This window comes from Halomicrobium sp. HArcht3-1 (genome assembly GCF_058933345.1).
Map to the genome: position 1 here is coordinate 84,734 of NZ_JBZYDM010000009.1, position 20,931 is coordinate 105,664.

The 20,931-nt window shown below is 64.9% G+C and carries 24 protein-coding genes; 3 read left to right on the plus strand and 21 right to left on the minus strand.

What is annotated here, in order from left to right; genetic code table 11:
• Positions 1 to 35: 35 nt before the first annotated feature.
• From AC5FRW_RS15150 to AC5FRW_RS15160, 3 genes are all read right to left on the minus strand, one after another.
• On the minus strand, positions 36 to 1,040 hold the full coding sequence (locus AC5FRW_RS15150) for a TIGR04024 family LLM class F420-dependent oxidoreductase (RefSeq protein WP_493569303.1): 1,005 nt from the start codon (positions 1,038 to 1,040) through the stop codon (positions 36 to 38).
• Positions 1,037 to 1,807 carry an SDR family NAD(P)-dependent oxidoreductase gene (locus AC5FRW_RS15155; RefSeq protein WP_493569304.1) on the minus strand — a complete coding sequence of 257 codons (771 nt, stop codon included), beginning with the start codon at positions 1,805 to 1,807 and terminating at the stop codon, positions 1,037 to 1,039. Before AC5FRW_RS15155 ends, AC5FRW_RS15150 begins: the two co-directional genes overlap by 4 nt.
• 83 nt (positions 1,808 to 1,890) lie before the next feature.
• Positions 1,891 to 2,535, minus strand: coding sequence for a DUF7979 domain-containing protein (locus AC5FRW_RS15160; protein WP_493569305.1), 645 nt, complete (start codon positions 2,533 to 2,535; stop codon positions 1,891 to 1,893).
• A gap of 160 nt (positions 2,536 to 2,695) precedes the next feature.
• Here AC5FRW_RS15160 and rbcL point away from each other — a divergent pair, with 160 nt between their 5' ends.
• Positions 2,696 to 3,967 (plus strand): type III ribulose-bisphosphate carboxylase, encoded by a 1,272-nt coding sequence (gene rbcL, locus AC5FRW_RS15165; protein WP_493569306.1) that lies wholly within the window; start codon positions 2,696 to 2,698, stop codon positions 3,965 to 3,967.
• Positions 3,968 to 4,055: 88 nt separating this feature from the next.
• Positions 4,056 to 5,072, plus strand: a complete 1,017-nt coding sequence (locus AC5FRW_RS15170) for a phosphotransferase family protein (RefSeq protein ID WP_493569307.1) — start codon at positions 4,056 to 4,058, stop codon at positions 5,070 to 5,072.
• 11 nt (positions 5,073 to 5,083) lie between these two features.
• On the opposite strand, the gene AC5FRW_RS15175 is transcribed toward AC5FRW_RS15170, so the two are convergent.
• The 15 genes from AC5FRW_RS15175 to AC5FRW_RS15245 form a co-directional block, all read right to left on the minus strand.
• Positions 5,084 to 5,953, minus strand: coding sequence for an ATP-dependent ribose-1-phosphate kinase (locus AC5FRW_RS15175; protein ID WP_493569308.1), 870 nt, complete (start codon positions 5,951 to 5,953; stop codon positions 5,084 to 5,086).
• A 651-nt stretch (positions 5,954 to 6,604) separates the two neighbouring features.
• Entirely contained in the window at positions 6,605 to 7,579 is a 975-nt protein-coding gene (locus tag AC5FRW_RS15180; RefSeq protein ID WP_493569309.1) for a ribose 1,5-bisphosphate isomerase, read from the minus strand.
• A 74-nt stretch (positions 7,580 to 7,653) separates the two neighbouring features.
• Entirely contained in the window at positions 7,654 to 7,857 is a 204-nt protein-coding gene (locus tag AC5FRW_RS15185) for a hypothetical protein (RefSeq protein ID WP_493569310.1), read from the minus strand.
• Between the two features lie 135 nt (positions 7,858 to 7,992).
• A complete protein-coding gene (locus AC5FRW_RS15190) occupies positions 7,993 to 8,508 on the minus strand; it encodes an HTH domain-containing protein (RefSeq protein ID WP_493569311.1) in 516 nt (171 codons plus the stop codon).
• Between the two features lie 103 nt (positions 8,509 to 8,611).
• On the minus strand, positions 8,612 to 9,682 hold the full coding sequence (locus AC5FRW_RS15195) for a methionine synthase (RefSeq protein ID WP_493569312.1): 1,071 nt from the start codon (positions 9,680 to 9,682) through the stop codon (positions 8,612 to 8,614).
• Positions 9,679 to 10,674, minus strand: a complete 996-nt coding sequence (locus AC5FRW_RS15200; RefSeq protein WP_493569313.1) for a 5-methyltetrahydropteroyltriglutamate--homocysteine methyltransferase — start codon at positions 10,672 to 10,674, stop codon at positions 9,679 to 9,681. The genes AC5FRW_RS15195 and AC5FRW_RS15200 overlap by 4 nt, the downstream gene beginning before the upstream one ends.
• Positions 10,675 to 10,742: 68 nt before the next feature.
• Positions 10,743 to 11,363 carry a HemK2/MTQ2 family protein methyltransferase gene (locus AC5FRW_RS15205; RefSeq protein WP_493569314.1) on the minus strand — a complete coding sequence of 207 codons (621 nt, stop codon included), beginning with the start codon at positions 11,361 to 11,363 and terminating at the stop codon, positions 10,743 to 10,745.
• 1 nt (position 11,364) lies between these two features.
• Entirely contained in the window at positions 11,365 to 12,255 is an 891-nt protein-coding gene (locus AC5FRW_RS15210) for a 16S ribosomal RNA methyltransferase A (protein WP_493569315.1), read from the minus strand.
• A 52-nt stretch (positions 12,256 to 12,307) separates the two neighbouring features.
• Complete coding sequence (locus AC5FRW_RS15215; RefSeq protein ID WP_493569316.1) at positions 12,308 to 12,880, minus strand: DUF655 domain-containing protein; 573 nt, start codon at positions 12,878 to 12,880, stop codon at positions 12,308 to 12,310.
• A 71-nt stretch (positions 12,881 to 12,951) separates the two neighbouring features.
• On the minus strand, positions 12,952 to 13,308 hold the full coding sequence (locus AC5FRW_RS15220; protein ID WP_493569317.1) for an RNA polymerase Rpb4 family protein: 357 nt from the start codon (positions 13,306 to 13,308) through the stop codon (positions 12,952 to 12,954).
• A gap of 3 nt (positions 13,309 to 13,311) precedes the next feature.
• Positions 13,312 to 13,602 (minus strand): 50S ribosomal protein L21e, encoded by a 291-nt coding sequence (locus AC5FRW_RS15225; RefSeq protein ID WP_493569318.1) that lies wholly within the window; start codon positions 13,600 to 13,602, stop codon positions 13,312 to 13,314.
• Between the two features lie 125 nt (positions 13,603 to 13,727).
• Entirely contained in the window at positions 13,728 to 13,994 is a 267-nt protein-coding gene (locus AC5FRW_RS15230; protein WP_493569319.1) for an elongation factor 1-beta, read from the minus strand.
• 2 nt (positions 13,995 to 13,996) lie between these two features.
• Positions 13,997 to 14,182, minus strand: coding sequence for an HVO_2753 family zinc finger protein (locus AC5FRW_RS15235; protein ID WP_493569320.1), 186 nt, complete (start codon positions 14,180 to 14,182; stop codon positions 13,997 to 13,999).
• A gap of 84 nt (positions 14,183 to 14,266) precedes the next feature.
• Complete coding sequence (locus AC5FRW_RS15240) at positions 14,267 to 14,872, minus strand: DUF2391 domain-containing protein (RefSeq protein ID WP_493569321.1); 606 nt, start codon at positions 14,870 to 14,872, stop codon at positions 14,267 to 14,269.
• The gene (locus tag AC5FRW_RS15245) at positions 14,869 to 15,741 is read right to left on the minus strand and encodes a 3-hydroxyacyl-CoA dehydrogenase family protein (RefSeq protein WP_493569322.1); all 873 of its coding nucleotides are present in this window, start codon (positions 15,739 to 15,741) and stop codon (positions 14,869 to 14,871) included. The genes AC5FRW_RS15240 and AC5FRW_RS15245 overlap by 4 nt, the downstream gene beginning before the upstream one ends.
• A gap of 211 nt (positions 15,742 to 15,952) precedes the next feature.
• Between AC5FRW_RS15245 and AC5FRW_RS15250 the strand changes: the two genes are divergently transcribed.
• Entirely contained in the window at positions 15,953 to 16,906 is a 954-nt protein-coding gene (locus tag AC5FRW_RS15250) for a transcription initiation factor IIB (protein ID WP_015763627.1), read from the plus strand.
• A gap of 72 nt (positions 16,907 to 16,978) precedes the next feature.
• Here AC5FRW_RS15250 and AC5FRW_RS15255 read toward each other — a convergent pair whose 3' ends face one another.
• The 3 genes from AC5FRW_RS15255 to AC5FRW_RS15265 all read right to left on the minus strand — a co-directional run bounded on the left by AC5FRW_RS15255 (position 16,979) and on the right by AC5FRW_RS15265 (position 20,930).
• The gene (locus AC5FRW_RS15255; RefSeq protein WP_493569323.1) at positions 16,979 to 17,701 is read right to left on the minus strand and encodes a bacteriorhodopsin; all 723 of its coding nucleotides are present in this window, start codon (positions 17,699 to 17,701) and stop codon (positions 16,979 to 16,981) included.
• A gap of 3 nt (positions 17,702 to 17,704) precedes the next feature.
• Positions 17,705 to 20,008, minus strand: coding sequence for a methyl-accepting chemotaxis protein (locus tag AC5FRW_RS15260; protein ID WP_493569324.1), 2,304 nt, complete (start codon positions 20,006 to 20,008; stop codon positions 17,705 to 17,707).
• A gap of 181 nt (positions 20,009 to 20,189) precedes the next feature.
• Positions 20,190 to 20,930 carry a glycerophosphodiester phosphodiesterase gene (locus tag AC5FRW_RS15265; protein ID WP_493569325.1) on the minus strand — a complete coding sequence of 247 codons (741 nt, stop codon included), beginning with the start codon at positions 20,928 to 20,930 and terminating at the stop codon, positions 20,190 to 20,192.
• Position 20,931 lies beyond the last annotated feature (1 nt).

Sequence of the window (20,931 nt, forward strand, 5' to 3'; positions counted from 1 at the left end):
GTGCTCCATACGCCCGGGTTGACACCGCCGGCCGATCAATCGGGTGCCAGTGCTGAGAGGGTGGCGTCGATCTGGTCGGGGTCGGCCGCCCGTGGGAAGGACACGGAGACGGCATCGACGCCCTCGACGGTGGCGAAGTCGTCGAAGCGCTCGCGACACTCTTCGGGCGTGCCTGCCGCGCCCAGCGCGTCGAGCAGGTCGTCGTCGATGGCCGCCATGGCCGCCTCGTGGTCGCCGCCGGCCCACTGCTGTGAAATCTCGTGGGCGGTGTCCTCGTACCCCTGCCGGGCCAGTGCGTCGCGGTAGAACGTCCCCATTCCGCCGACGTAGAACGCGAGGTGCTGGCGTGCCAGTTGCCGGGCTTCGTCACTGTCGTCCAGCGCACAGCAGGGCAGCGACAGCGTGACCCGCTGCTCGCTGCGGTCTCGGCCGCCGAGGTCACCCCCGCGCTCGAAGTCTTCCAGACGGTCCTGTAACCCCTCACGAGTCACCATCAGGGCGTGCCAGCCGTCGCCGAATCGCCCCGCCAGTTCGACTGACTTCGGTCCCAGTCCGCCGGCGTCGATGCCGGGCACTGGCTCGGGGGGATCACACCGGAGCCGAAAGCCCGAGAGCTGGAAGATGTCGCCGTCGTAGTCGACGGTCTCGCCCGACAGCACGGCCTTGATGATGTCGATGGTCTCGCGCGTGTAGCGCAGCGGGCGCTCGAAGTCGACGCCGTGCCACCCCTCGATGACGATCGGTCCCGACGGGCCGAGACCGAGGCGGAGGCGACCGTCCGACACCTCCTGTAGCGTCGCCGCGGTCTGGCCGATCAACGCCGGTGTCCGCGAGTAGACGTTCATGATCGAGGTGCCGATGCCGATCTCGTCGGTGTGTTCTGCGATGGACGTCAGCGTCGTCACCGCGTCACGGCCCCACGTCTCGGGGAGCCACACCCGGTCGTAGCCGAGTGACTCGGCGCGCTGGCTCATCTCGACCAGCGTGTCGACGCTGGGCTGTGCTGCGACTGGCAGGAATACGTCTCGCTGTTGTGTCATAGTTCTGGAGTCTCCTCGATCGCTGGGACGCCGTGGGGCGTGATCGTCTCGCCGGTCAGAAAGCTCGCGGCCTCACTGGTCAGGAACTGGATCACGTCGGCGATCTCCTCGCTCGTGCCGACGGTTCTGTCCGGGTCGTCGCGCTCGATTGCGTCGGCTTCGATCCCCATCTGGGACGCCAGCCCCGGCGTCGCGACGTAACCCGGCGCGACGCAGTTGACTCGGACGCCCTCGCCGGCCCACTCGTAGCCCAGCGTCTTCGTGAGATTGATTACCGCCGCTTTGGCGGCCGCGTAGTGGCTCATGTACGGTGCGCCCTCGTGGCCGGCCGCGCTGGCGACGTTGACGACGCTCCCGCCGCCGTCGGCGAGTTCGTCGGCCGCCGCCTGTGTGCAGTGGTACGTGCCGGTCAGATTCACGTCGACGACTGACTGCCACCCGTTCTCCGAGATGTCGGTAAAGCCCGCCATGAACGAAGCGCCAGCGTTGTTGACGAGCACGTCGAGGCCGCCAAACGCCTCGCGTGCCGCGTCGACGACCGCTTCGACGGCGTCACGCTCGCGCACGTCACACTCGACGCCGACGGCGTCGCCGGTGTACTCGTCGGTGATCTCATCGGCGGCCGACTCGATCTCCGACTGATTACGTGAGCAGATGACCACGTCGACGCCGTCGGCGGCAAAGTGCTCGGCGGTCGCCCGCCCGATCCCCCGTGACGCGCCCGTCACGAGGGCGACGTCGCCGTCGACCCTGAACTGATCGGTCATACCCACAGATCGGGCGGTGCTGTGTTAAATCCCTACACAGTCCACGATCGTCAACGGAGTGGGTGTGGTCCCGGGAGACATGTTTAGCCGGTACGATCCGCAGAGAGGCGCGCCATTCGCGCACTCACGATCCATAATCCCAGCCCCATTGTCGCCACGACACCCAGACCGACGAACTCTCTCGGTTCGACGAGCGGGAAGTCGAACGCTGGGCCGAGCAAGTGAACGCTGACTCCGACGACGCTCGCGAGGGTCGCTTGCTGTATCGAGTACGTCCCCCGTGCGGTATCTGCGGCGAGTTTCAGCAGGCAGACTCCGTACACGACGAACGGTAGTTCGTACAGCCAGTAGACGAACGGGAACCCGGCCGTTGCGAACGTCGTCAGTCGGTACTGTCTCCCTTCGTGGACGATCACGTATTGACCGCTGCCGGGCGCGATCTGGTCACTGAAATGGAACGCCTCGGGCCATTGGCCACGACCATAAATGGTGACGTGTCCGTCGGGATCGTCGAGTGCGCGACCGACGACCTCGCGGGCGTCCTCGGGGAGCGACTCGTAGTGGAGTGTCGGCGTCTCTTCGTTGATCTGGGACGTGTCGATTGGCTCGACCGACACAGTCGCCTGTTCTGCCCAGTCGGCCATCGTGACCGGCGCTCCGACGAGCGATCCCGCAACGACGACGGTCAGCAGTGCCACGACGTACGGGGCGACCGTTCGATGATCCATGCTCTGTCCACTAGTGACGACTCAAAGTGTTTTCTGGTCGAATTATACGTGTCGCGCCGCCCCTGTAGCCGCTTCTGATCTTGCCCTCCCCGTTCCTGACCGATCCGCGACCGGTCACCCCAGTGGCACCTTTATACCGCCGGACGCCGTTGGTGTGTGTATGGTTGGCATAACCTACGAAGACTTCCTCGATCTGTCCTACGAGCCGACTGCCAGTGATCTGGTCTGTGACTTCTACGTCGAGCCAGCGGGCGATCAGGACGCGGAGTCTGCGGCGAGTCGGGTCGCAAGCGAGTCTTCCAACGGGACGTGGGCGGAGTTGCAGGTCGAGGGTGGGATAACGGACCTCTCGGCGACGGCCTGCGGGATCGAGTCGGCGACGGCGGGCGACCGCGAGGGGTATCGCGTGACGGTCGCATACCCCGACGCACTCTTCGAGCACGGGAACATGCCACAGGTGCTGTCCTGTATCGCCGGCAACATCCTCGGGATGAAGGCCGTCGACCGCATCCGGTTGCTCGACTGCGAGTGGCCCGAACCGCTCGCGACCGCCTTCGCGGGTCCGCAGTTCGGGACGAGCGTCCGCTCCGAGATTTTCGACGCCGACGACCGACCGATCACGGCGACGGTCCCCAAACCCAAGGTCGGTCTCTCGACCGAGCAGCACGCCCAGATCGGCTACGAGGCCTGGACCGGCGGGCTGGACCTGCTCAAGGACGACGAGAACCTCACCGATCAGGCGTTCAATCCCTTCGAGGACCGTCTGACCGAGAGCCTCGCCCAGCGCGACAAGGCGGCCGACGAGACCGGCGAGACCAAGAGCTACCTGCTGAACGTCACCGCAGGCGGGACGGAGATGCTCGAACGCGTCGATCTGGCCGCCGAGCACGGCTGTGAGTACGTCATGGTCGATGTCGTCACGTGTGGCTGGGCGGCCGTCCAGCAGGTCCGGGAACGCTGTGAGAAACACGGGCTGGCGATCCACGCCCACCGGGCGATGCACGCCGGCTTCGACCGCCTGCCCTCCCACGGCATCTCGATGCGCGTCATCGCACAGGTCGCACGGCTATGTGGCGTCGACCAGATCCACACCGGCACTGCCGATCTGGGCAAACTCGCCAACGAGGACACCGTCGGCATCAACGAGTGGCTCTACTCGGACCTGTACGGGCTGACCGACGTGCTGCCGATGGCCTCCGGCGGACTGCACCCCGGTCTCGTCCCGGAACTGGTCGACCGGTGTGGAACCAACATCGGTGTGCAGGCCGGCGGCGGCGTCCACGGACATCCCGATGGCACTCACGAGGGTGCGAAGGCCCTGCGTGCAGCCGTCGAGGCGGCCGCCAGCGGACGGGCGATCGAGGATGCGGCGGCCGAGGAACCGGCGCTCGCGACGGCACTGGAGAAGTGGGGGACCGAGACGCCACGGTAGGGCCGCTTCAGCCAGCGGTCCCGTGAGCCGCTGTAGCCGACCTACCGAAACTAACAGATTTTTGGCCGCCCCCGTCGTACTCGTGGCCGTGTCGACCCCCGTCACCGACATCGAAGCCGTCCTCGAAGAGTCCGGGCCGGACTACACCGACTTCACGTTCGAGATTCCCGGCGGCGGCCACCAGAGCGATGTCTTCATGGTGACACTGGAACGCGCCGGCCAGAGCTACGAGGTCGTCGTGAAGTTCGAACCGGCCGACATGGAGTCGTTCGCCGTCGAACCGAAGCTTCACGACTACGTCGCCGGTCGGACCGACCTCCCGGTCCCCGACATCCTCGTGTTCAAAGACGATCCCGAACTGGACGTGCCGCCGTACTTCGTCACGGCGCGGCTCGAAGGCGAGAACCTCGCCGAGCGCTACGCCACGCTCTCGACGGCCGACCGTGAGCGAGTCGTCCGACAGGCCGGCCGCATCCTCGGTGATCTCCACGCCGAGATCGCCTTCGAGGCGTTTGGCTGGCTCGACCTCTGGGAGGATCGCATCATCGTCCGCGACCTGACCGGTAGCTGGCGGGAGTATTTCGAACAGCTCACGCGCAGTCACCTCGACGGTCTCGCCCGGACGCCGTTCGCGGATCTGCGTGAGCGGGCCGAAGATCGGCTCGATCCGGCGCTGGCGCTCGTCCCCGAAGACGGTGTCCCTCGGCTGGTCCACGACGACTTCCGGCCGGCGAATCTCCTCGTCGATCTCGACCGGGACGCGCCGATCACGGCCGTACTGGACTGGCAGGACGTGCTGGCCGCGCTCCCGGAGTATCATCTCGCCCAGACCGAGTTCCTCTTTATCGACTCGTCGATCCAAGACCCGGACGTGCGTGACAGCCTGCGGACCGCACTCTACGAGGGGTACCGCGAGGAACGCCAGTTCGATTTCGACGCGCGGTACAGGCAGCGGCGCCCGATCTATCAGCTTTCGACGCTGCTGTGGCGGATGGGCGGGTTCGAGGGTGCCTTCGACGACGACTCGGGACTGGCCCGCGCACGGGCCGAGGCACAGTATCGCGAGCAGTTCGAGCGCCTGCTCTCGGCGCTCCCACAGCCCTGACTACGGTCCCGTCACACATCCGTGCCGATGTCCAGCAGCGCCTCCACGTCGCGCCATCTGGCGTCGAGGCGTGCGCCCGTCGTCCGGGCCGCCAGCGCGCCACAGGCGTTGCCCACCGCGAGTGCGTACTCGTCGCTCCCGACCAGACTCGCCGCGATGAACCCCGCCGCGAACGCGTCGCCGGCCCCGGTCGTGTCGACCGGATCGACGGCGAAGCCGGGGTGGTGGGTCGTGCCCGACGCCGTGCGCACGTCTGCACCGCCCGCGCCGTGCTTGACGACGACCCGCTCGACGCCGTCGAGCAGGTCCGCCTCGGCGGCGAGGGCTGCCTCACGCTCGTTGACAAAGAGGAGATCGGTGTGTTCGAGCACTGGCTCGTAGGCCCGCTCGTCCAGCCTGCGGCCGGGATCGAAACTCACCAGACAGTCTGCCTCGCTCGCCCGACGGGCCAGCGCGGTCGCGGTGGCCGGTCGCTGACTCGTCAGGTGGACCTGCTCGGCGTCGTCGAGCGTCCCGCCATCGACGGCCTCGGCCTCGAAGGCTTCGTTCGCGCCGTCGTTGCCAAGGACCATCACCTCGCCGTCCTCGTCGACGACGAGGTACTTGACCGCCGTCGGGCGCTCCGACTCGACGAGTGCAGTGTCGACGCCCGCCTCGTCGAGTTCGCGACGCACGAGCCAGCCGTGCTCGTCGGCCCCGACGCTCCCCAGCAGCGACGTGTCCACGTCGAGACCGGCGAGCACGACGGCGGTGTTCGACGCACTGCCGCCCCCGGACTGGCACTGACCGACGATCTGGGCTTCGCCGTCGGGGTCCGGCAGCCGGTCGACGTTGAGGGTCACGTCCCAGTTGACGTGGCCGGCACACAGCACTCTCGCCATTACGTCGCTGTCTGTCGGGCGTGGATAAATACGCTTGGGGCTATCGTAGCCACTGGGAGTCAATGCACACTCGACCGCACGACTGCAGTGCGATCGGTTTGTCATTCGGTCCAGTTGCTACTATCGGTGATTCTACTTCTACCGAATCACGACGTATCCTGTCACGAGTGTCTGTGTGGACCTGATTGATGAATACATTTGTGTCGAAGGGGTGTTGGTTGTATTGCAAATGAATCCGTCATCAGTGATTGGCACATTGCTTGTTTCGACAGGCGTCCTGATGATCGTCCGGCAGTATCTCGAACGGGGAATAGAACTGACGACTGAGATCGGACTAGGAATACTAATACTCGTCGCGGGAATCGCGTTTCTCGTTCAGTCAATTAAAGAACCACCGCTCGATGAGTTCACTGCTAGTGTGTCTCTTATAATTGGAGCGCTCTCCGCTGGTATCATATTTTTGATTATTCGTATATTATTACTAATTTAATAAAGCTGGCTGCGGAATATCGGGTCGACCAACACTACAGCTCTCTGCTAAAACCGTGTCCGGTCTGGTAATGGCTGAGTATCTCATTCGGGCAGGGACCGATACACAGGAACCGAACGCCAATGTGGGTCCAGATTCGATCTCTCGGCAGTCCCGCTCTCTTATTCCTTCTCGGTAAACAGTGGCTCTGCCCACGGTTCACGCGTCCCCTCGCCGAACAGTTCCCGCATCAGCGTGACGATGCTCTCGGGTGGGAACTGGCCTCGCTCGGTGACGATAGCGTCGACGTGGCGCGGCGGCGTCACGTCGAACGCGGGATTCTCGACGGTGATCTCGCCGATCTCGGTACGATGGTCGTCGTCGATCACCTCCGACTCGTCGCGCATCTCGATGTCGACCGTGTGGCCCGTCATCGTGTCCGGGTGAAGCTTGATCGTCTGAGCCGCGACCATCACCGGCGTCCCGCGCTCGCGGGCGTTGACCGCCAGCCCGGAGGTACCGATCTTGTTGACGACACTGCCGTCGGCGGCGATGGCGTCGGCCCCCACGAGCACGTGATCCACGTCGTCAAGGTAGCGTCGCGCCGCACTGTCGACGATCAGCGTCACCGAAACCCCCAGTTCCCGGAGTTCACGAGCCGTGATGTGGCCTTGCTTGCGCGGTCTGGTCTCTTTGACCACAGCGGTGAGGTCTTTGCCCTGCTCGACGGCGGCCTCGATACAGGCGACGGCGTCGGTCGAGTGACAGTGCGTCATCACCCGATCCCCATCGCGAAGTCGGTTCGCACCGATCTCGCCGAGGTCGTCCTGTGCGCGCTCCAGTTGCTCACAGAAAGCCGTCGCCCCGGTCTGGATCGACCGGCGCAGTGTTGTGACGCTTTGTCCCTCCATCCGTCTGAGGACGTATCGCAGCGCGTTGGGGAGGCTCACGGCGGTCGGACGCGTATCGAGCAAGTGCCGGGCCGCCGCCCGCATCTCGGCCCGGAACGCCTCGGGCGTCGCTGCGTCGCTCTCTCGGGCCTGCGTGCGCAGTGCCGACGCCGCGGCATCGGCGATCGTCGCCGCCCCCCGCGTCTCCATCGTCTCGATGTCGTCGGCGACAGTGGTGACTGTCGAATGCAACACGTCGTCGTCCATACGCTGTCCTTGTGTATCGTCAGCAATAAACAGGGTGGCTGCACCGTGGCGACCACGATGCCCTCAGCAGTCGCTCACCGGGCCCACTGATAGAACCGGATCAGTAGTTCGATCCCGAATCCGACGCCACTCCACTTCGAGGCGACGAGCGCGGCACCGACCAGCATCGCTGCGACCTTCCTGTTGCCACGACGCAGCGCCAGTCCCGCCTCGACGAGCATCGAGACGGTGCTCAGCCGCTTTGCCTGTGGTGATCGGAGTATCTGTGTGATCTCCATGCGCTGGGTTCGAGCGCGAAGCGGAAAAGGACGGACCCGGCGGGTGCAACGTCGGGACCGGAACGATGGGGCGCTCGCGGCGTCAGCACCGCTCTGGAGCGTGAAAGCAATCGATAGGCCGTCGTGTGCGTCCGTTCAGGCTTCCAGACCGGGTTCGAGCAACGGCTCGGTCCGGTCGACGGTGATTGCATCGAACTGCGCGAGCCACCCGTCGTCGCCGCGTTCGATCGCGTCCAGACAGTCGAGTACCCGATAGTTTCGCTCCTCGTCCGAGCAGGGGAACACGGCCTGCAGGGACGCACCCTCGTAGAGTGCGAGCGAGACGACCGGGAACACCACCACGTCGTCGACGCGGTTCAGCCCCACGTAGCTCCGCGTACGCTGTTCGAACGCCGGTTCGAGCGAGTAGCCGTTGCGCTCGGCCCACTCACCAAACTCGTCGTAGGTCGCCAATGCCCCGTCTCGTCGATCCTCGTCCATCGTACGGATACGCTGCCACTCGCCACCGACTGCCGACTCCGCGATGACGTCGTCGGCTTCGAGGCGTGTCACCCGTCGGAGCACGTCCTGCTGGGCATCGTAGGTCCCGTAGGTGTCGCCCCGAAGGTAGAGTTCCGCTCGGCGCTGCTGGTCGTGTGTTGTCTCTCTCATTCGAGTTGACATGCTCGCGGCTGGGTCAAAACTCTTTCCCGGGGATCGGCTGCAAAGTGGAAACCGAATCGCGACTGGACTGTTGGCCGAGTGCGACGTCCGATCAGTCGTCGGCGCTGGCCGGCGCACCGGCGACTACGTCGATCTCGCCGGCGTCGAGTTCCTGCTCGATCTCGCGGGCGGCCTGCACCATGTTCTCCATCTTGCCGTAGGCGACCTCGCGGGGCAGGAGCTTGATCCCACAGTCGGGCGAGACGGTCAGCTGTTCGGGCGGGACGACTTCCAGTCCCTTCTTGATGTTCGCTTTGATCTCCTCGACGGACTCGACCTCGGCGACGTGGGCGTCGACGACGCCCATCGCGAAGTCCTTCGTGAACTCGTCGGCCTTGAACACGTCGAGCTGTTCGTAGTCGCCGTTGGCGAGTTCGAGGTCGTACTCGTGGACGGGGTAGTCCAGCATCTCGGGGTAGATCCGCGAGTAGTCGCCGTAGCAGACGTGCAGACCGACGCGCACGTCCTCAGGGATGCCGTCGACGATGCGTTCGAGGGCCTCGCCGACGATGGCGTGATCGTCCTCGTACTGGGCCAGTGCTGGCTCGTCGATCTGGATGTACGTACAGCCGGCGTCGACGAGGCGTTCGATCTCCTCGTTGACGAGGTCGGCCAGCGCGTAGGTGGCGTCCTCGGTGGTCTCGTAGGCCTCGTTGAACGCCCAGCGAGCGAGCGTGTATGGCCCCGTGATCGGAACCTTGACCGGACGAGAGGACACGGAGGACGTGAATTTGTACTCGTCGACCAGCCACTCCTCGCCGTACTCGACTTCGCTGGCGATGGAAGGCTTGTCGAAGTAGTTGTGCCCCCACACTTTCACGCGGCCGTTGAACTCGTAGCCGTCGATCAGTTCGGCGAAGTACTCGACCATCTCGTTGCGGCGCATCTCGCCGTCACAGACGGTGTCGAGACCGCACTCCTCGTGTTCCTCGGTGATGAGCTTTGAAGCGTCGTCCTTGGCCTCTTCCCACTCGGCCTCGCCGAAGTCGGCGTCGGGGTCCTCGAACAGCTCCTTGGCGCGGTCGTGCCACTTGGGCTTGGGGTAGGAGCCGACGACGCTAGTCAGCAGGAAGTGCTCGTTCTCGTGGTCCTCGGGTCGGAACTGCTCGCGCGGACCGGTCATGCTTCCACCTCCTCGATCGCGGCGGCGTCAGCGAGCGCCGCGATCTTGGCCTCGAACTTGTTCTGCGGGAGGTAGAACAGCTCGGTGTTCGCGGTGGCGTAGACGGTGTCGTAGTCGCCGTCGGTCTGCTCGACGAACCACTCGACGCGCTCGCGGATTTTCTCGGGCGTCTCGACGAGCGTGTTCTGGCCGTCGACCAGTCCGAGGCCAACGTCGTCTTTCGTGCCGTACTCCTGGACGTTGTAGACGGTCTGTTCGTGGTCGGCGATCAGATCGAAGCCGATGGCGTCCACGTCTGCGTCCATCAGGTGGGCATAGACCTTTTCCTCGATTGCGCCCCAGTAGGTGTGGGCGACCACGTCGGCGTCGATGGCCGAGGCGACCGTGTCGATGGCCTCGCTGGCGCGCTCGTCGGCACCCTCGTCGGGTGCGTTCTCGACGAGCGACGGTTCCAGCAGGAACAGTGTGTCCACGTCGGGGAACTGTCCGGCCTCGGCTGCGAGGAAGTCGGCGACGGCGTCGAGGAACGCAGCCTCGTCGCCGTAGTGCTCGTCGGTCGCGAGGTCCGCGAGCGAGTAGGGACCGGGCAGGACGGCCTGTAGGTCCGCGTCGGTGAGTCCGGCCGCGGCGTCGAGTTCGGCGGCCACGTCGCCGCTGGCTTCGAGGTCGCCGGTGACGACCGGCTCCCTGTAGAAGTTGTTGTTGTTGTAGTACCGGACGATCCCGCGAGTCTCGACGTTGTCGGCGACCGCGAGCGGGTGGGCGATCATATCGTCCCACCGAAGCTGTCCTTCGGTGACCAGATCGAGACCGGCGTCGTCCTGCACGCCGACGACTTCCTCGCGAGCGCGCTCGTAGGCGTCGACGATCTCCGGCCCCTCGTCGCCGCTGATGAGGTCGGATTTCTGGTGGCCTTTTAGTCGAGACAGTTCGTCCTTCGCCCAGTCCGGGAGCGGGAACAGACCGGGTGTCGCGGAGACTACCTGTGTCATTACGACGGCCTACGAAATGACGGGCTTTAATATTTCCTATCTCGGAAAATGCACTGCGGTAATCTCTTCTACTCCCGTAACTCGAATCGAATCACGACCAGCCGTTCGTACGGGTGCTCCTCGTCGGCGACGATCTTGCCGGCTAGCCCCTTCTCGTGAGCGTAGCGCTGCACGTCGCCCACACCGGTGAGGCTGCTGATCAGCAGGAAGATGCGGCCGTCGGGTGTCAGCACGCGCGCCACCTCGTCGAGGAACGGATCGACGAGTCGCCGGCCGTCCTCGCCCCCCGAGAGGGCGTGTTCCATCCAGTCGTCCCACTCTTTGTCGGGGTCGGTCGGCAGATACGGCGGATTGAACGTCACCAGATCGAAGGTGTCGTCGGGGAACGGATCGAGCAGGTCGGCACGCACGGCCGGGACGCCGCGCTCAGTGGCCTGCCGGCACGCCTCGGGGTTGAGATCGGAGGCGACCACGTCGACACCGGCCTCGGCCAGTTTCTGGGCGACGTAGCCCGATCCAGTCCCCACGTCGAGGGCGCGCTCACCCGGCGTCGCGTCTTTCCGAGCCGTCCGGGCCAGCAGATCCGAGTCTTCTGCCGGCTGGTACACCATCTTCGTGTCGCGCTGGTCGGCCAGTGCGGGGCGACCGCTGTCCTCGCCGTCTGTCTCTCCCGTGTTCTCGTCCGCCATCTCAGTACTCACCCGGTGCGCCCACGTCGTAAGCCAGCGTCGCGAGTTCGGCGAACGTCGCCGGCGGCAGTTTCCCCGCGCGCTTGCTCATCAGCCCTTCATCGGCTGCCTCGACGACCGCGTCCGGATCGCCAAGCCCGGTGATGTGGGCCGTGTTGCGGACGGCGTTGCGCATCGTCTTCCGGCGCTGGGTGAACACGCCCTTGAGGAAGTCCATGAAGAAGTCGTCGTCGGGCACGGTGTAGTCGGGGTCGCGCGGCTCGATTCGAACGATGGCGCTGTCGACCCGTGGCTGGGGGGAAAACGCCTCTGGGGGGACGTGTTCGACGACCTCGACATCGGCGTAGTGGCCGGCCGTCACCGAGAGCCGGCCGTACTCGTCGGTTCCCGGCTCGGCGGCCATCCGCTCGGCGAATTCCTTCTGGAACATCAGGACGAGCGGCCGCCCGCGCGGAAGGAGGCGAAAGGCGATCTCGCTCGATGCGCCGTACGGGAGGTTCGAGACGCTGGCCGTGAAATCGGGCAGTTCCACGTCGAGTGCGTCGCCTTCGACGACGGTCAGCCTGTCCGCCGCGATAGCGTCGGCGAACTCCTCGCGGAGGTGGGCCGCGAAGTCGGGATCGCGTTCGATCACCGTCACACGGTCGGCGGCGGCGAGCAGGCGATCGGTCAGCGCACCCGGGCCACCGCCGACTTCGAGCACGTGAGACAGGTCCATCTCGATTTCGGCGGCGTACTCGGGAATCCGGTCCAGCACGCGGTCGTCGACGAGGAAGTGCTGGTCCTTGCGGGTGTCCGCTCGCGTGCCCGCGCGAACGACGAGTGCGTCCGGGTCCCGAGAGCCGAACGTGGCGTCGTCCGGTCCGGCACCACTGCTGCCGTCGGTAGTCATTACGCTCCGGTAACAGGGACGGCGGTAAAACGGTGTCACTTCCCGGCCGGCGTCACGACTCGTCGTCGCGCCGGGCGAAGGTCCGATACTTCAGGTCGTCTTCCTGTATCTCTTCGAGGATGCGCTCGACGAGGACTTCCTCGGGGTTGTGCAGTCCGCTGACTCGTTCCTGAATCTCCTCGAAGCTCTCGAAGGGTTTGCGCTTGCGCTCGTCGAGAATCGAGTTTCGTAGTTTCTTCCCGATCCCCGGAAGCAGATTCAGCTGGTGGAGCCGAAGCGTGATCGGCTGGGCGTCGTTGTAGAAGTCGACGAAGCGCTGGGCCTCGTCGGCGACGAGGTCCTCGACGGCGTAGTCCAGTTCCGACTGCGCGCCGCTTGGTAAATCCTCGTATTCGACGACGCTGACGCGCTCGAAGTCGGTGTCGTGGACGTCGATCCGGTCACCGAAGGTCACGTCGCCGTCGTCTCCGACGACGATCTCGTACAGCCGGAAGTCCTCGATTCCCATCGCGTACGCGAGCGGCTGTTTCTGGTACTGCGGCCGGTCGTCGTCGGCTTTGCCGTGGGGCAAGAAGTCCAGTACGACGGCCGACTCACCGTCGTCACCGCTCTCGGTATCGCTCATGTCAGTCGATATGGCTAGAACCCACTTAATGCCGTGGGTCCGGGCGGGCACGGCGGTGGGGGCGCGCCGATCTACGCGTACTGTTTGACGACGTTCAAAATCTCGTCGAGTTCGTCACCAGACAGCGAGTAGCGTTCCTGTGCGAAGACGGCCCGGAGTTCGTCCCGATCCAGCGGTCGCAGGTTCGCGATCTTGTAGGCGGTCGGCTCGTCGACCTTCTCCAGTTCGATGAGCTGCTCGACGAACTCGTCGGCTTCCTCGGGGGTGAGCAGCGCGAAGCGGTTGACGTGCTCGATGGCGCGCGCGAGTTCGTAGCGCATCTCACGCTCCTCGTCGGCCGCGCGTTCGCCCTCGATGTCTTCGAGGATCTCCTTGGTCTCTGCGAGGGTCAGGTACTCCTCGTCGAGCTTCTCTTTGAAGATCGTCATGCCTTACTCCTGCCGTCGGAGGTGTGCGGGCGTGACGATGATGGTCTTGTCCTTGCCGCCGTCGTTGATCTCGACCTTGTAGGCCTCGCCCTGTTTGCCGAGGACGACGCCGGTCGAGCCATCGAAGCGCGGGTGGAAGCGACCGTCGTTGACCGAGGGGTCGATCTTGAGGTGGACGCTGTCGCCCTCCTCGAACTGCTCGACGGCGCGCTGGGGCGGCGAGGTGCCACGCTCTCGGGGAGTGTTCTTCAGCTTGTTCCGCGTTCCTTTGAGGGGTCCATCCGAACTAGGCATTCGTGCGGAACGATAAATCGGTCGCCGTAATAAAACGTGCGTTCCCGTCCTGCCAGCGTGCCGGCGTCACACGGTGGCGAGCCAGTGGCTCGTCGGGAAACGATCGAAGGAGTCGAGCGAGGCGGTTAGATGCGGCCGACGTTCTCGACGGAGACCGATTCGACGCCCTCGACCTCTTTGAAGGCCTCTTCGACGGCTTCCGTGCCACCGCTGTCGTCGGGGACGATGACCGTCGGGAAGAGTGCGACGAGACCGAAGGCCACGTCGTCACGTTCGACGCCGTTGATTTTCGCGCCCTCGGGCAGGGAGCCTTCGAGGCGGTCCTGAAGCGCGTCGAGGTCGATGTCCGGACTGTTGGGCATGACCTTGATCTTGGCTGCGACTTTCCCCATGGTTATGGCCCCCGGAACCCGCAGTCTGGGCACTCGTAGAGGTTGCTCTGCTTGCGGCACGTAGCACAGCGGTAGATCTGCTGGCCGCAGTCCGGGCATTTGAACGCGGCGGCGTTCGTGCCAGCGATGTTGATGCCACACGAGACGCACTTCTGCGTGCGTTTGCGCTGAGTATCGCTCTCGCTCATACACGCAGGTATCCGACCACGGCTTTTAACGATTGTCAAATGCGCCAGCGGTGTGTGGCGTGTCGACATGCGCTCGTGTCGCGCTCAGCTTCCGGGCAGGATGTCGCCGAGCGCCGCACCGATCGCCATGGGGACGAACGCGACGCTGCAGGTGCAAAACGCGAGCCACGGGTCCGTCCAGTCGACCCGGCCCCACGCAGTTAGCAGCACGATCGACGTCAGGAACGACGAACCGAGGACGCCGGCGAGACGGCGCGGCACGAGTCCGAAAAAGGCGTAGGCGACGCGCACGTCCTGAATCTCAGCGACGTAGAGGACGCCGTAGACGATGCCGATGGCGGCAAGCACTGTCATCACGAGCGCGAGCGGGTGGGTTGCGACGTACGACCCCGCCTCGTTCGTCCCGCCCTCGACCGCCATCGGGATGCCAAAGAGGAGTGCCCCGAGGATCGCTTCCGAGAGGTCTGCCCGGTCGAAGCCCCAGATCACGCGGCCGAACACCGGAGGTTCGCCGTCCGTGACCTCGCTCGCGGTCTGCATCGCTTCACGGACCCGTTCGCGCTCTTCGGGTGAATCGACGAGCGTCTCCAGTTCCGAGAGGTCGTCAAACAGGTCGCTCATGTCGGGGTCCGCTTCGTCCTCGTGTTCGGGCGGTGGGGAGCGCCGTCTGCCGCCGTCCGTTCTACTCATCGGCCGTCCGGGTGCCCAGAGCGGGCTGTGACCGTGGGGTTCGGTTCGGCCGGCCCGGTCCGGTCGCCGTTCTCCCACGTGTAGAATCCCCGGGCACTCTTGCGGCCCAGGTCACCTTTCGACACTTTCTCGAACAGGAGGTCCGGGGGATCGAAGCGACCGCCAAGCGTCGCTGCCAGCGTCTGCAGGGCATCGAGGACCCTGTCGAGACCGAGTTCGTCGGCCAGTCCGAGCGGGCCGATGGGGTGGTCACGGCTCAGTTCGAGCGCGCGGTCGATGTCGGGGACGCTCGCGACGCCGTCTTCGACCATCCTGACGGCCTCGGCGATGGTCGCGAGATCGAGCCGCGTCGTCGCGAATCCGGGCGTGTCACGGACGACCAGCGCCGTTGCGCCGATGGTCTCCGTGAACGACAGTGCGCGCTCGCGCGTGTCGCTCGTCGTCTGGTCGGCGACGACGACTTCGACGACGCTACTGTCCTCGGGTGCGACGACGTGTAGTCCGATCGCTCGTTCTGGGCGTCTCAGTCCCGCCGCGACGGCGGTGATCGTGTCGTGGGTATCACAGAGTACGATCAGTGCGTCGTCGTCGACCAGTTCCTCGGCGTCGGCAAGCAGCGCGCGTCGGTCGTCCGTCTCGCTCTGTGTCGCATCGACGATCACGTCCGCACCGCTGACGGCCGCGTCGAGTCCCGTCGTCCCGTCGATGTCCGCGTCTTTCCCTGCGTCAACGCGGCGTTGCACGGCGTCGACATTGTCCATCACTGCGTTTGCGTCCGCACCGTAGAGGCGAACGGTCACGTCGGCCTGAACACCCCACCGCGCGAGCGCGCGTCCAGTGTCCGTCGTCCCGAGTACGGCAACGTCCATGCTCCATATGGCGATAGCACGTCAAATAAGCCTTTACCGGACGGGGAAACACCGGCGGGACCCGTGGTAGCAAGTCACTACTCGTGGAGACGCTCGACGAAAACGGCGGTAACTATAGAGTAACGGGATCGATTGGGGTTCCCTACACTCGGTATGTAGCGCCGGCAGGCAAACATTTATATGTCTGAATTGTTTCTCCATAAAAGGACACATGGAGCGCCCCACGCGCCAGCGCGAGCACGACGGGACGCAGGAGCAGGAAACGGAAGAATCCGAGCAGACCTGTCCTGAGTGTGACTCGACGGCAATATCGACAGACGGGAGCGGCGAACTCATCTGCGAAGACTGCGGACTTGTCATCGAAGATGAAAATATCGACCGTGGCCCGGAGTGGCGTGCGTTCAACCACTCAGAACGACAGAGCAAGTCCCGCGTCGGCGCCCCGACGACCCAGACGATGCACGACAAGGGCCTGACGACGACTATCGACTGGAAGGACAAAGACGCCTACGGACGGTCGATCTCCTCGAAGAAGCGATCACAGATGCACCGGCTACGGAAGTGGCAGGAACGCATCCGAACGAAGGACGCGGGCGAGCGAAATCTGCAGTTCGCGCTCTCCGAGATCGACCGTATGGCTTCTGCACTGGGCGTTCCTCGCTCGGTGCGAGAGGTCGCCTCGGTCATCTATCGGCGGGCACTGGACGAGGACCTCATCCGCGGGCGATCGATCGAAGGGGTCGCGACCTCCTGTCTGTACGCCGCCTGCCGGCAGGAAGGCATTCCACGCAGTCTCGAAGAGGTCTCCGACGTCTCCCGCGTCGAGCAAAAGGAGATCGGGCGCACGTACCGCTACGTCGCTCAGGAACTCAAGCTGAAGATGGAGCCGGTCGACCCAAAGCAGTACGTCCCGCGCTTCGCGAGCGAACTCGAACTCAGCGAGGAGGTCCAGTCGAAGGCCAACGAGATCATCGACGTCACCGCAGAGCAGGGCCTGCTCTCGGGCAAGTCGCCCACGGGCTATGCCGCCGCAGCGATCTACGCGGCCTCCCTGCTCTGTAACGAGAAGAAGACCCAGCGAGAGGTCGCCGACGTGGCACAGGTGACGGAAGTCACCATTCGGAACCGGTATCAAGAACAGATCGAAGCGATGGGCATCCACTAACGGCGCCCACCGTTCTCGTCGTTTTCTCCAGTCTCAGTGCTGCGTCTGCTGAAAAACCGTGACAGAAGCCGATCAGTCGGACGGCCGTAGGTCCTGTTCGACGGTGCGGGCGTCGTCGCGTCCGGCGAGGTCATCGATGGTGATCTCGCCGTGGAGCGCCAGCAGGCCGAACCCGACTTTCGTCACCACGTCGAGGTACGCGATGACCAGTGCAGTCGTCTCCATATCCATCAGGCCCAGCCCGGTCTGACCGAGGATCCAAATGACGGGGTAGACGGCCCAGAGGATGATAACGAAATTCCGTAGCGTCTCGAACAGGCCGATGCCGACTTCGGAGTGGGTCTCTCTCGCCGCGGCGGCGATGGGTCCGTACAGCAGGTAGCCCACACCGACGAACACGAGCGCGCCGAGTGCGAACAGCACCCAGCCGAGCAGGCCGCCGACGGCCGCACCGGCCATCCCGAAGACGATCGTCAGCGCTTGGAGACCGACGAGCGCGCCGGTCGTCCGCCGGTCGGCACCGGCGAACAGCGCAAGGAACAGGACGTTCAGGGGCGTCGTCAGCAGCCAGTCGACGTAGCGGGGCACCCAGACTGTCCGTCCGCCAATGTCGATACCCCCGATCCCCAGGGCCATGAGCGCGTACGCGAAGATCGCGATGCCCGGGATCGAGACGAGGACCGCGTACCGTTTGCGTTTGTCTGCCGGGATCAGCGTGAATCCGTAGGCGAGGATCGCCGTCCCGACGATCATGCCGAGCGTGCCGAGCGTGTACCAGTTAGTGATCGTACTCATAGATTAGTCGTCGTCAGTCGCCGCAGCCGAGTGCGCTCCCGTGTCGGCCGTCTGATCGACCGAGAACCGGTCGAGTGCGCGCTCCAGTTCGTCCGCCCGCTGGCGGAGGTCGCTCGCGGAGTCGGCCACCTGTCCGATCGAGTGGGCCTGATCGTCGGCCGCACCGGCGACGGTGTCGGCCTCGGTCGCCGTCTCCTGACTGATCTCGGTCAGTTCGTCGATCATCTGCAGGAGTTCGGTGGCCGTCTGGGCCTGTTCCTCGGTCGCGCGGTCGATCTCCTGAATGCCCGCGTCGACCTCCTCGGTGTACTCGACGATCGTCTCTAAGGCGTTGACGGCCTCCTCGACCGTCTCGACGCCGTCGGTGATCCGCTGGCTGGTGGCCTCCATCGTCTCGACCGTGTCGCCGGCCTGTGCCTGAATGCGTTCGATCCGTTCTTCGATGTCGCCCGCGGCCTCTTTGGTCTCTTCTGCGAGGCCCTTGATCTCGTCGGCGACGACGGCAAAGCCCGCGCCCTCCGCGTCGGCGTGGGCCGCCTCGATCGAAGCGTTCAGCGCCAGCATGTTGGTCTGCTCGACGATCTGTGTGATGACGGAGACGATCTCCCCGATCTCGTCCAGATCGTCGTCCAGGGCGTTGATCTCGCGGACCGTCTCCTCGGTCTCGGCGTCGATCGCGTTCATCTCCTCGATGGCCTCCTGTGCGGCCTGCCGTCCGTCTTCGCCGACATCGGCGGCCGACTGTGAGGTGTCTGCGACCTGCTGGGCGGAGGCAGCCATCTGCTCGGAGGCCGCAGAGAGGTTCTCCATCTCGTCGGCGGCGTCTTGGAGGCGCTCGCTCTGCTCGTTCGTACCAGCGAAGATCTCCTGAATCGATTCGCTGACCTGCTGGCTGGCCTGATCGACCCGCGCGGCGTTGGTTCCGACCTCGTCGCTGGCCTGCAGGACGCTCTGAGCGAACGATTTCATCTCGGCGATCGTCGTCGACAGGTCCGCCAGCGTGACGTTGATCTCCTCGCCGACCTCGCTCATCGCGTCGTTCATACTCTCCGTGTCGGCTCGAACCGTCAGATCGCCGTCCGCGGCGGCCGACAGCGTCTCGCTGTACTCGGTGGCTTTCAGTTCGAGGTGGCCGGTCAGTGCCTCCATCTCGGCCTGCTCCTCTTCGGCCTGTTCACGGGCCTGTTCGGCCTCGCTTCTGGCTTCCTCTGCATCTCTGCGGGCCTGTTCTGCGTCGCTGATCTTCTCCTGCAGGTTCGACCGCATATTGTCGAGGGACTGATAGAGCGACCCGATCTCGTCGCCGCGAGCGGTCGTCAGATCGACGGCCAGATTCCCCGACCCCATCTCCCGTGCTCTGTTCGACAGTCGCCGGAGCGAGACGATGGTGCCGCTCCCGATCGTCACGCCGACGAGACCGAGGTTGATGACGGCGAACAGCACGAGACCGAGCAGGTCGGAGTTGATCTGGGAACTCAGTGCGTAGGCCTCGTCGCGGTCGGCGTGGACCATCACGGTCCAGTCCGCCGTCTCCAGCGTCGTCATCCCCATCAACGTCTCACCCATCGCCATGAACCCGCTCTCACCGGACGGGGGCATCGTCATGCCGCCGCCGTGGTCGCTGTTGATCTTGCTCACGTTGGGGTGAGCGACGAAATTGCCATCGCTGTTGACGACGGCAGTGTACGACCCGTTCTGGCGATTCGAGATCGATTCCGTTCTCGCTTCGAGGTCGGTCATCAACACGAGGACGTGATCGGAGTCCCCTTCGACCGGCGAGAGGACGGCGATGATCGGGTGATCGGCGATCGGGACCTCGAACGGACGCGTCACGTGCGTGTCGTCGACCCCGTCGAACGACGGCGGATCCGTCGCGAAGGGTGCGCCTTGTTCGCTGGCGTTGACGCCGACGAACCGCTCGTTGGAACTGGCCTCGATCGTCATCGTCGTCCGATCGACGTAGTGGACCGCGACCACGTCGGCCGGGAGCCGATCGTTGGCCGCCAATTCGTCGAGTCTCGCCTGTGCGTCGTCCGTCGATCCCGACGCGAACACCGGCAACGCCGACGTGAGTCGTGCGCTCTGGCGTGTCGAAGAGAGCCACGCGTCTATCTGGTCGGCCTGTGTCGCCGAAATCGACTGCAGATCCGACTCGACGTCAGACTCCAGCTCTGCCGACGCTTGCACGCTGACGATCGCACCGACGGCGATGACGACCACCACCGCGAGCGACAGTGCAAGCCCCAGACGGAGTGCGTAGCTGTCCCCGACGAAGTCGGGTAGAAGAGATGATCTCTCAGAACTCATCGATTAATCCTCTGGGCTGCTGTTTGTAATAGGTTCGCGCGCAGTTTTCACGGCTGATAAACAGAACGGGTGCTGGCGCGGTCAGTTTCGACGCTACCGGCCGGTGTCGATGCGAACGTGCGCGTCCGACAGCGATGTCCGTCGTCGATCTCCTGTCCGAACCGTCGCCGTTCACGTTCGATCAGGGCCGGCACAACCGGGGGTCGTCGGTGATGATCCCGTCGACGTTCGCCGCCCGTGCTCGTTCCGCGGCCGACTCGTCCCGGATCGTCCAGCAGTTGACCGCCACGTCCGACGCGTGTGCCCTGTCGACGAACGCCTCGTCGACGAGCGTCCAGTGCGGGTGGACCGCGACCGCACCGACTTCGCGCGCGCTGTCGAGTCCGGCGGTCGGGTCCTCGGCGAATAGGGTCGCCAGCGGGAAGTCGGCGACGCTGGCGACCTCACGGAGCGCCCCGTCGTCGAACGACGAGACGAGCGTCTCGTGATCGTGGTCGGCGAGCACGTCGACCAGATCACCAGCGAGACCGCGTTCTTTGAGTTCTACGTTCACGCCGGTCGTCTCGGGCACAGCGGTCAGCACCGCGTCGATGGTCGGAACGCCTCGCCCAGTACCGAGCACGTCCAGCGCGGCGAGTGTCGACAGCGAGCAGTCCGCGACGCGACCGCTCCCGTCGGTGACCCGATCGACGGTCTCGTCGTGGATGACGACCAGTTCGCCCGTCCCACAGCGTCGCACGTCGAACTCGACCATCGAAGCCGTCTCGGCCGCACCGGCCAGTGCCTCGACGGTGTTCTCCGGCGCGACGCCAGCGAACCCCCGATGTGCCAGACAGTCCATGGGCGACTCTCGTGGCCCGAACGGAAAGCCATTGATCCCGTAGCGAGCCGTCGACCCGCCATCGAACGTTTCCTCTGACACA

Excerpts from the sequence above, each read along its gene's own strand:
- AC5FRW_RS15150 (WP_493569303.1), bottom strand. The coding sequence starts at position 1,040 with ATGACACAACAGCGAGACGTATTCCTGCCAGTCGCAGCACAGCCCAGC.
- AC5FRW_RS15155 (WP_493569304.1), bottom strand. The coding sequence starts at position 1,807 with ATGACCGATCAGTTCAGGGTCGACGGCGACGTCGCCCTCGTGACGGGC.
- AC5FRW_RS15160 (WP_493569305.1), bottom strand. The coding sequence starts at position 2,535 with ATGGATCATCGAACGGTCGCCCCGTACGTCGTGGCACTGCTGACCGTC.
- rbcL (WP_493569306.1), top strand. The coding sequence starts at position 2,696 with ATGGTTGGCATAACCTACGAAGACTTCCTCGATCTGTCCTACGAGCCG.
- AC5FRW_RS15175 (WP_493569308.1), bottom strand. The coding sequence starts at position 5,953 with ATGGCGAGAGTGCTGTGTGCCGGCCACGTCAACTGGGACGTGACCCTC.
- AC5FRW_RS15180 (WP_493569309.1), bottom strand. The coding sequence starts at position 7,579 with ATGGACGACGACGTGTTGCATTCGACAGTCACCACTGTCGCCGACGAC.
- AC5FRW_RS15185 (WP_493569310.1), bottom strand. The coding sequence starts at position 7,857 with ATGGAGATCACACAGATACTCCGATCACCACAGGCAAAGCGGCTGAGC.
- AC5FRW_RS15190 (WP_493569311.1), bottom strand. The coding sequence starts at position 8,508 with ATGAGAGAGACAACACACGACCAGCAGCGCCGAGCGGAACTCTACCTT.
- AC5FRW_RS15195 (WP_493569312.1), bottom strand. The coding sequence starts at position 9,682 with ATGACCGGTCCGCGCGAGCAGTTCCGACCCGAGGACCACGAGAACGAG.
- AC5FRW_RS15200 (WP_493569313.1), bottom strand. The coding sequence starts at position 10,674 with ATGACACAGGTAGTCTCCGCGACACCCGGTCTGTTCCCGCTCCCGGAC.
- AC5FRW_RS15205 (WP_493569314.1), bottom strand. The coding sequence starts at position 11,363 with ATGGCGGACGAGAACACGGGAGAGACAGACGGCGAGGACAGCGGTCGC.
- AC5FRW_RS15210 (WP_493569315.1), bottom strand. The coding sequence starts at position 12,255 with ATGACTACCGACGGCAGCAGTGGTGCCGGACCGGACGACGCCACGTTC.
- AC5FRW_RS15215 (WP_493569316.1), bottom strand. The coding sequence starts at position 12,880 with ATGAGCGATACCGAGAGCGGTGACGACGGTGAGTCGGCCGTCGTACTG.
- AC5FRW_RS15220 (WP_493569317.1), bottom strand. The coding sequence starts at position 13,308 with ATGACGATCTTCAAAGAGAAGCTCGACGAGGAGTACCTGACCCTCGCA.
- AC5FRW_RS15225 (WP_493569318.1), bottom strand. The coding sequence starts at position 13,602 with ATGCCTAGTTCGGATGGACCCCTCAAAGGAACGCGGAACAAGCTGAAG.
- AC5FRW_RS15230 (WP_493569319.1), bottom strand. The coding sequence starts at position 13,994 with ATGGGGAAAGTCGCAGCCAAGATCAAGGTCATGCCCAACAGTCCGGAC.
- AC5FRW_RS15235 (WP_493569320.1), bottom strand. The coding sequence starts at position 14,182 with ATGAGCGAGAGCGATACTCAGCGCAAACGCACGCAGAAGTGCGTCTCG.
- AC5FRW_RS15240 (WP_493569321.1), bottom strand. The coding sequence starts at position 14,872 with ATGAGTAGAACGGACGGCGGCAGACGGCGCTCCCCACCGCCCGAACAC.
- AC5FRW_RS15245 (WP_493569322.1), bottom strand. The coding sequence starts at position 15,741 with ATGGACGTTGCCGTACTCGGGACGACGGACACTGGACGCGCGCTCGCG.
- AC5FRW_RS15250 (WP_015763627.1), top strand. The coding sequence starts at position 15,953 with ATGGAGCGCCCCACGCGCCAGCGCGAGCACGACGGGACGCAGGAGCAG.
- AC5FRW_RS15255 (WP_493569323.1), bottom strand. The coding sequence starts at position 17,701 with ATGAGTACGATCACTAACTGGTACACGCTCGGCACGCTCGGCATGATC.
- AC5FRW_RS15260 (WP_493569324.1), bottom strand. The coding sequence starts at position 20,008 with ATGAGTTCTGAGAGATCATCTCTTCTACCCGACTTCGTCGGGGACAGC.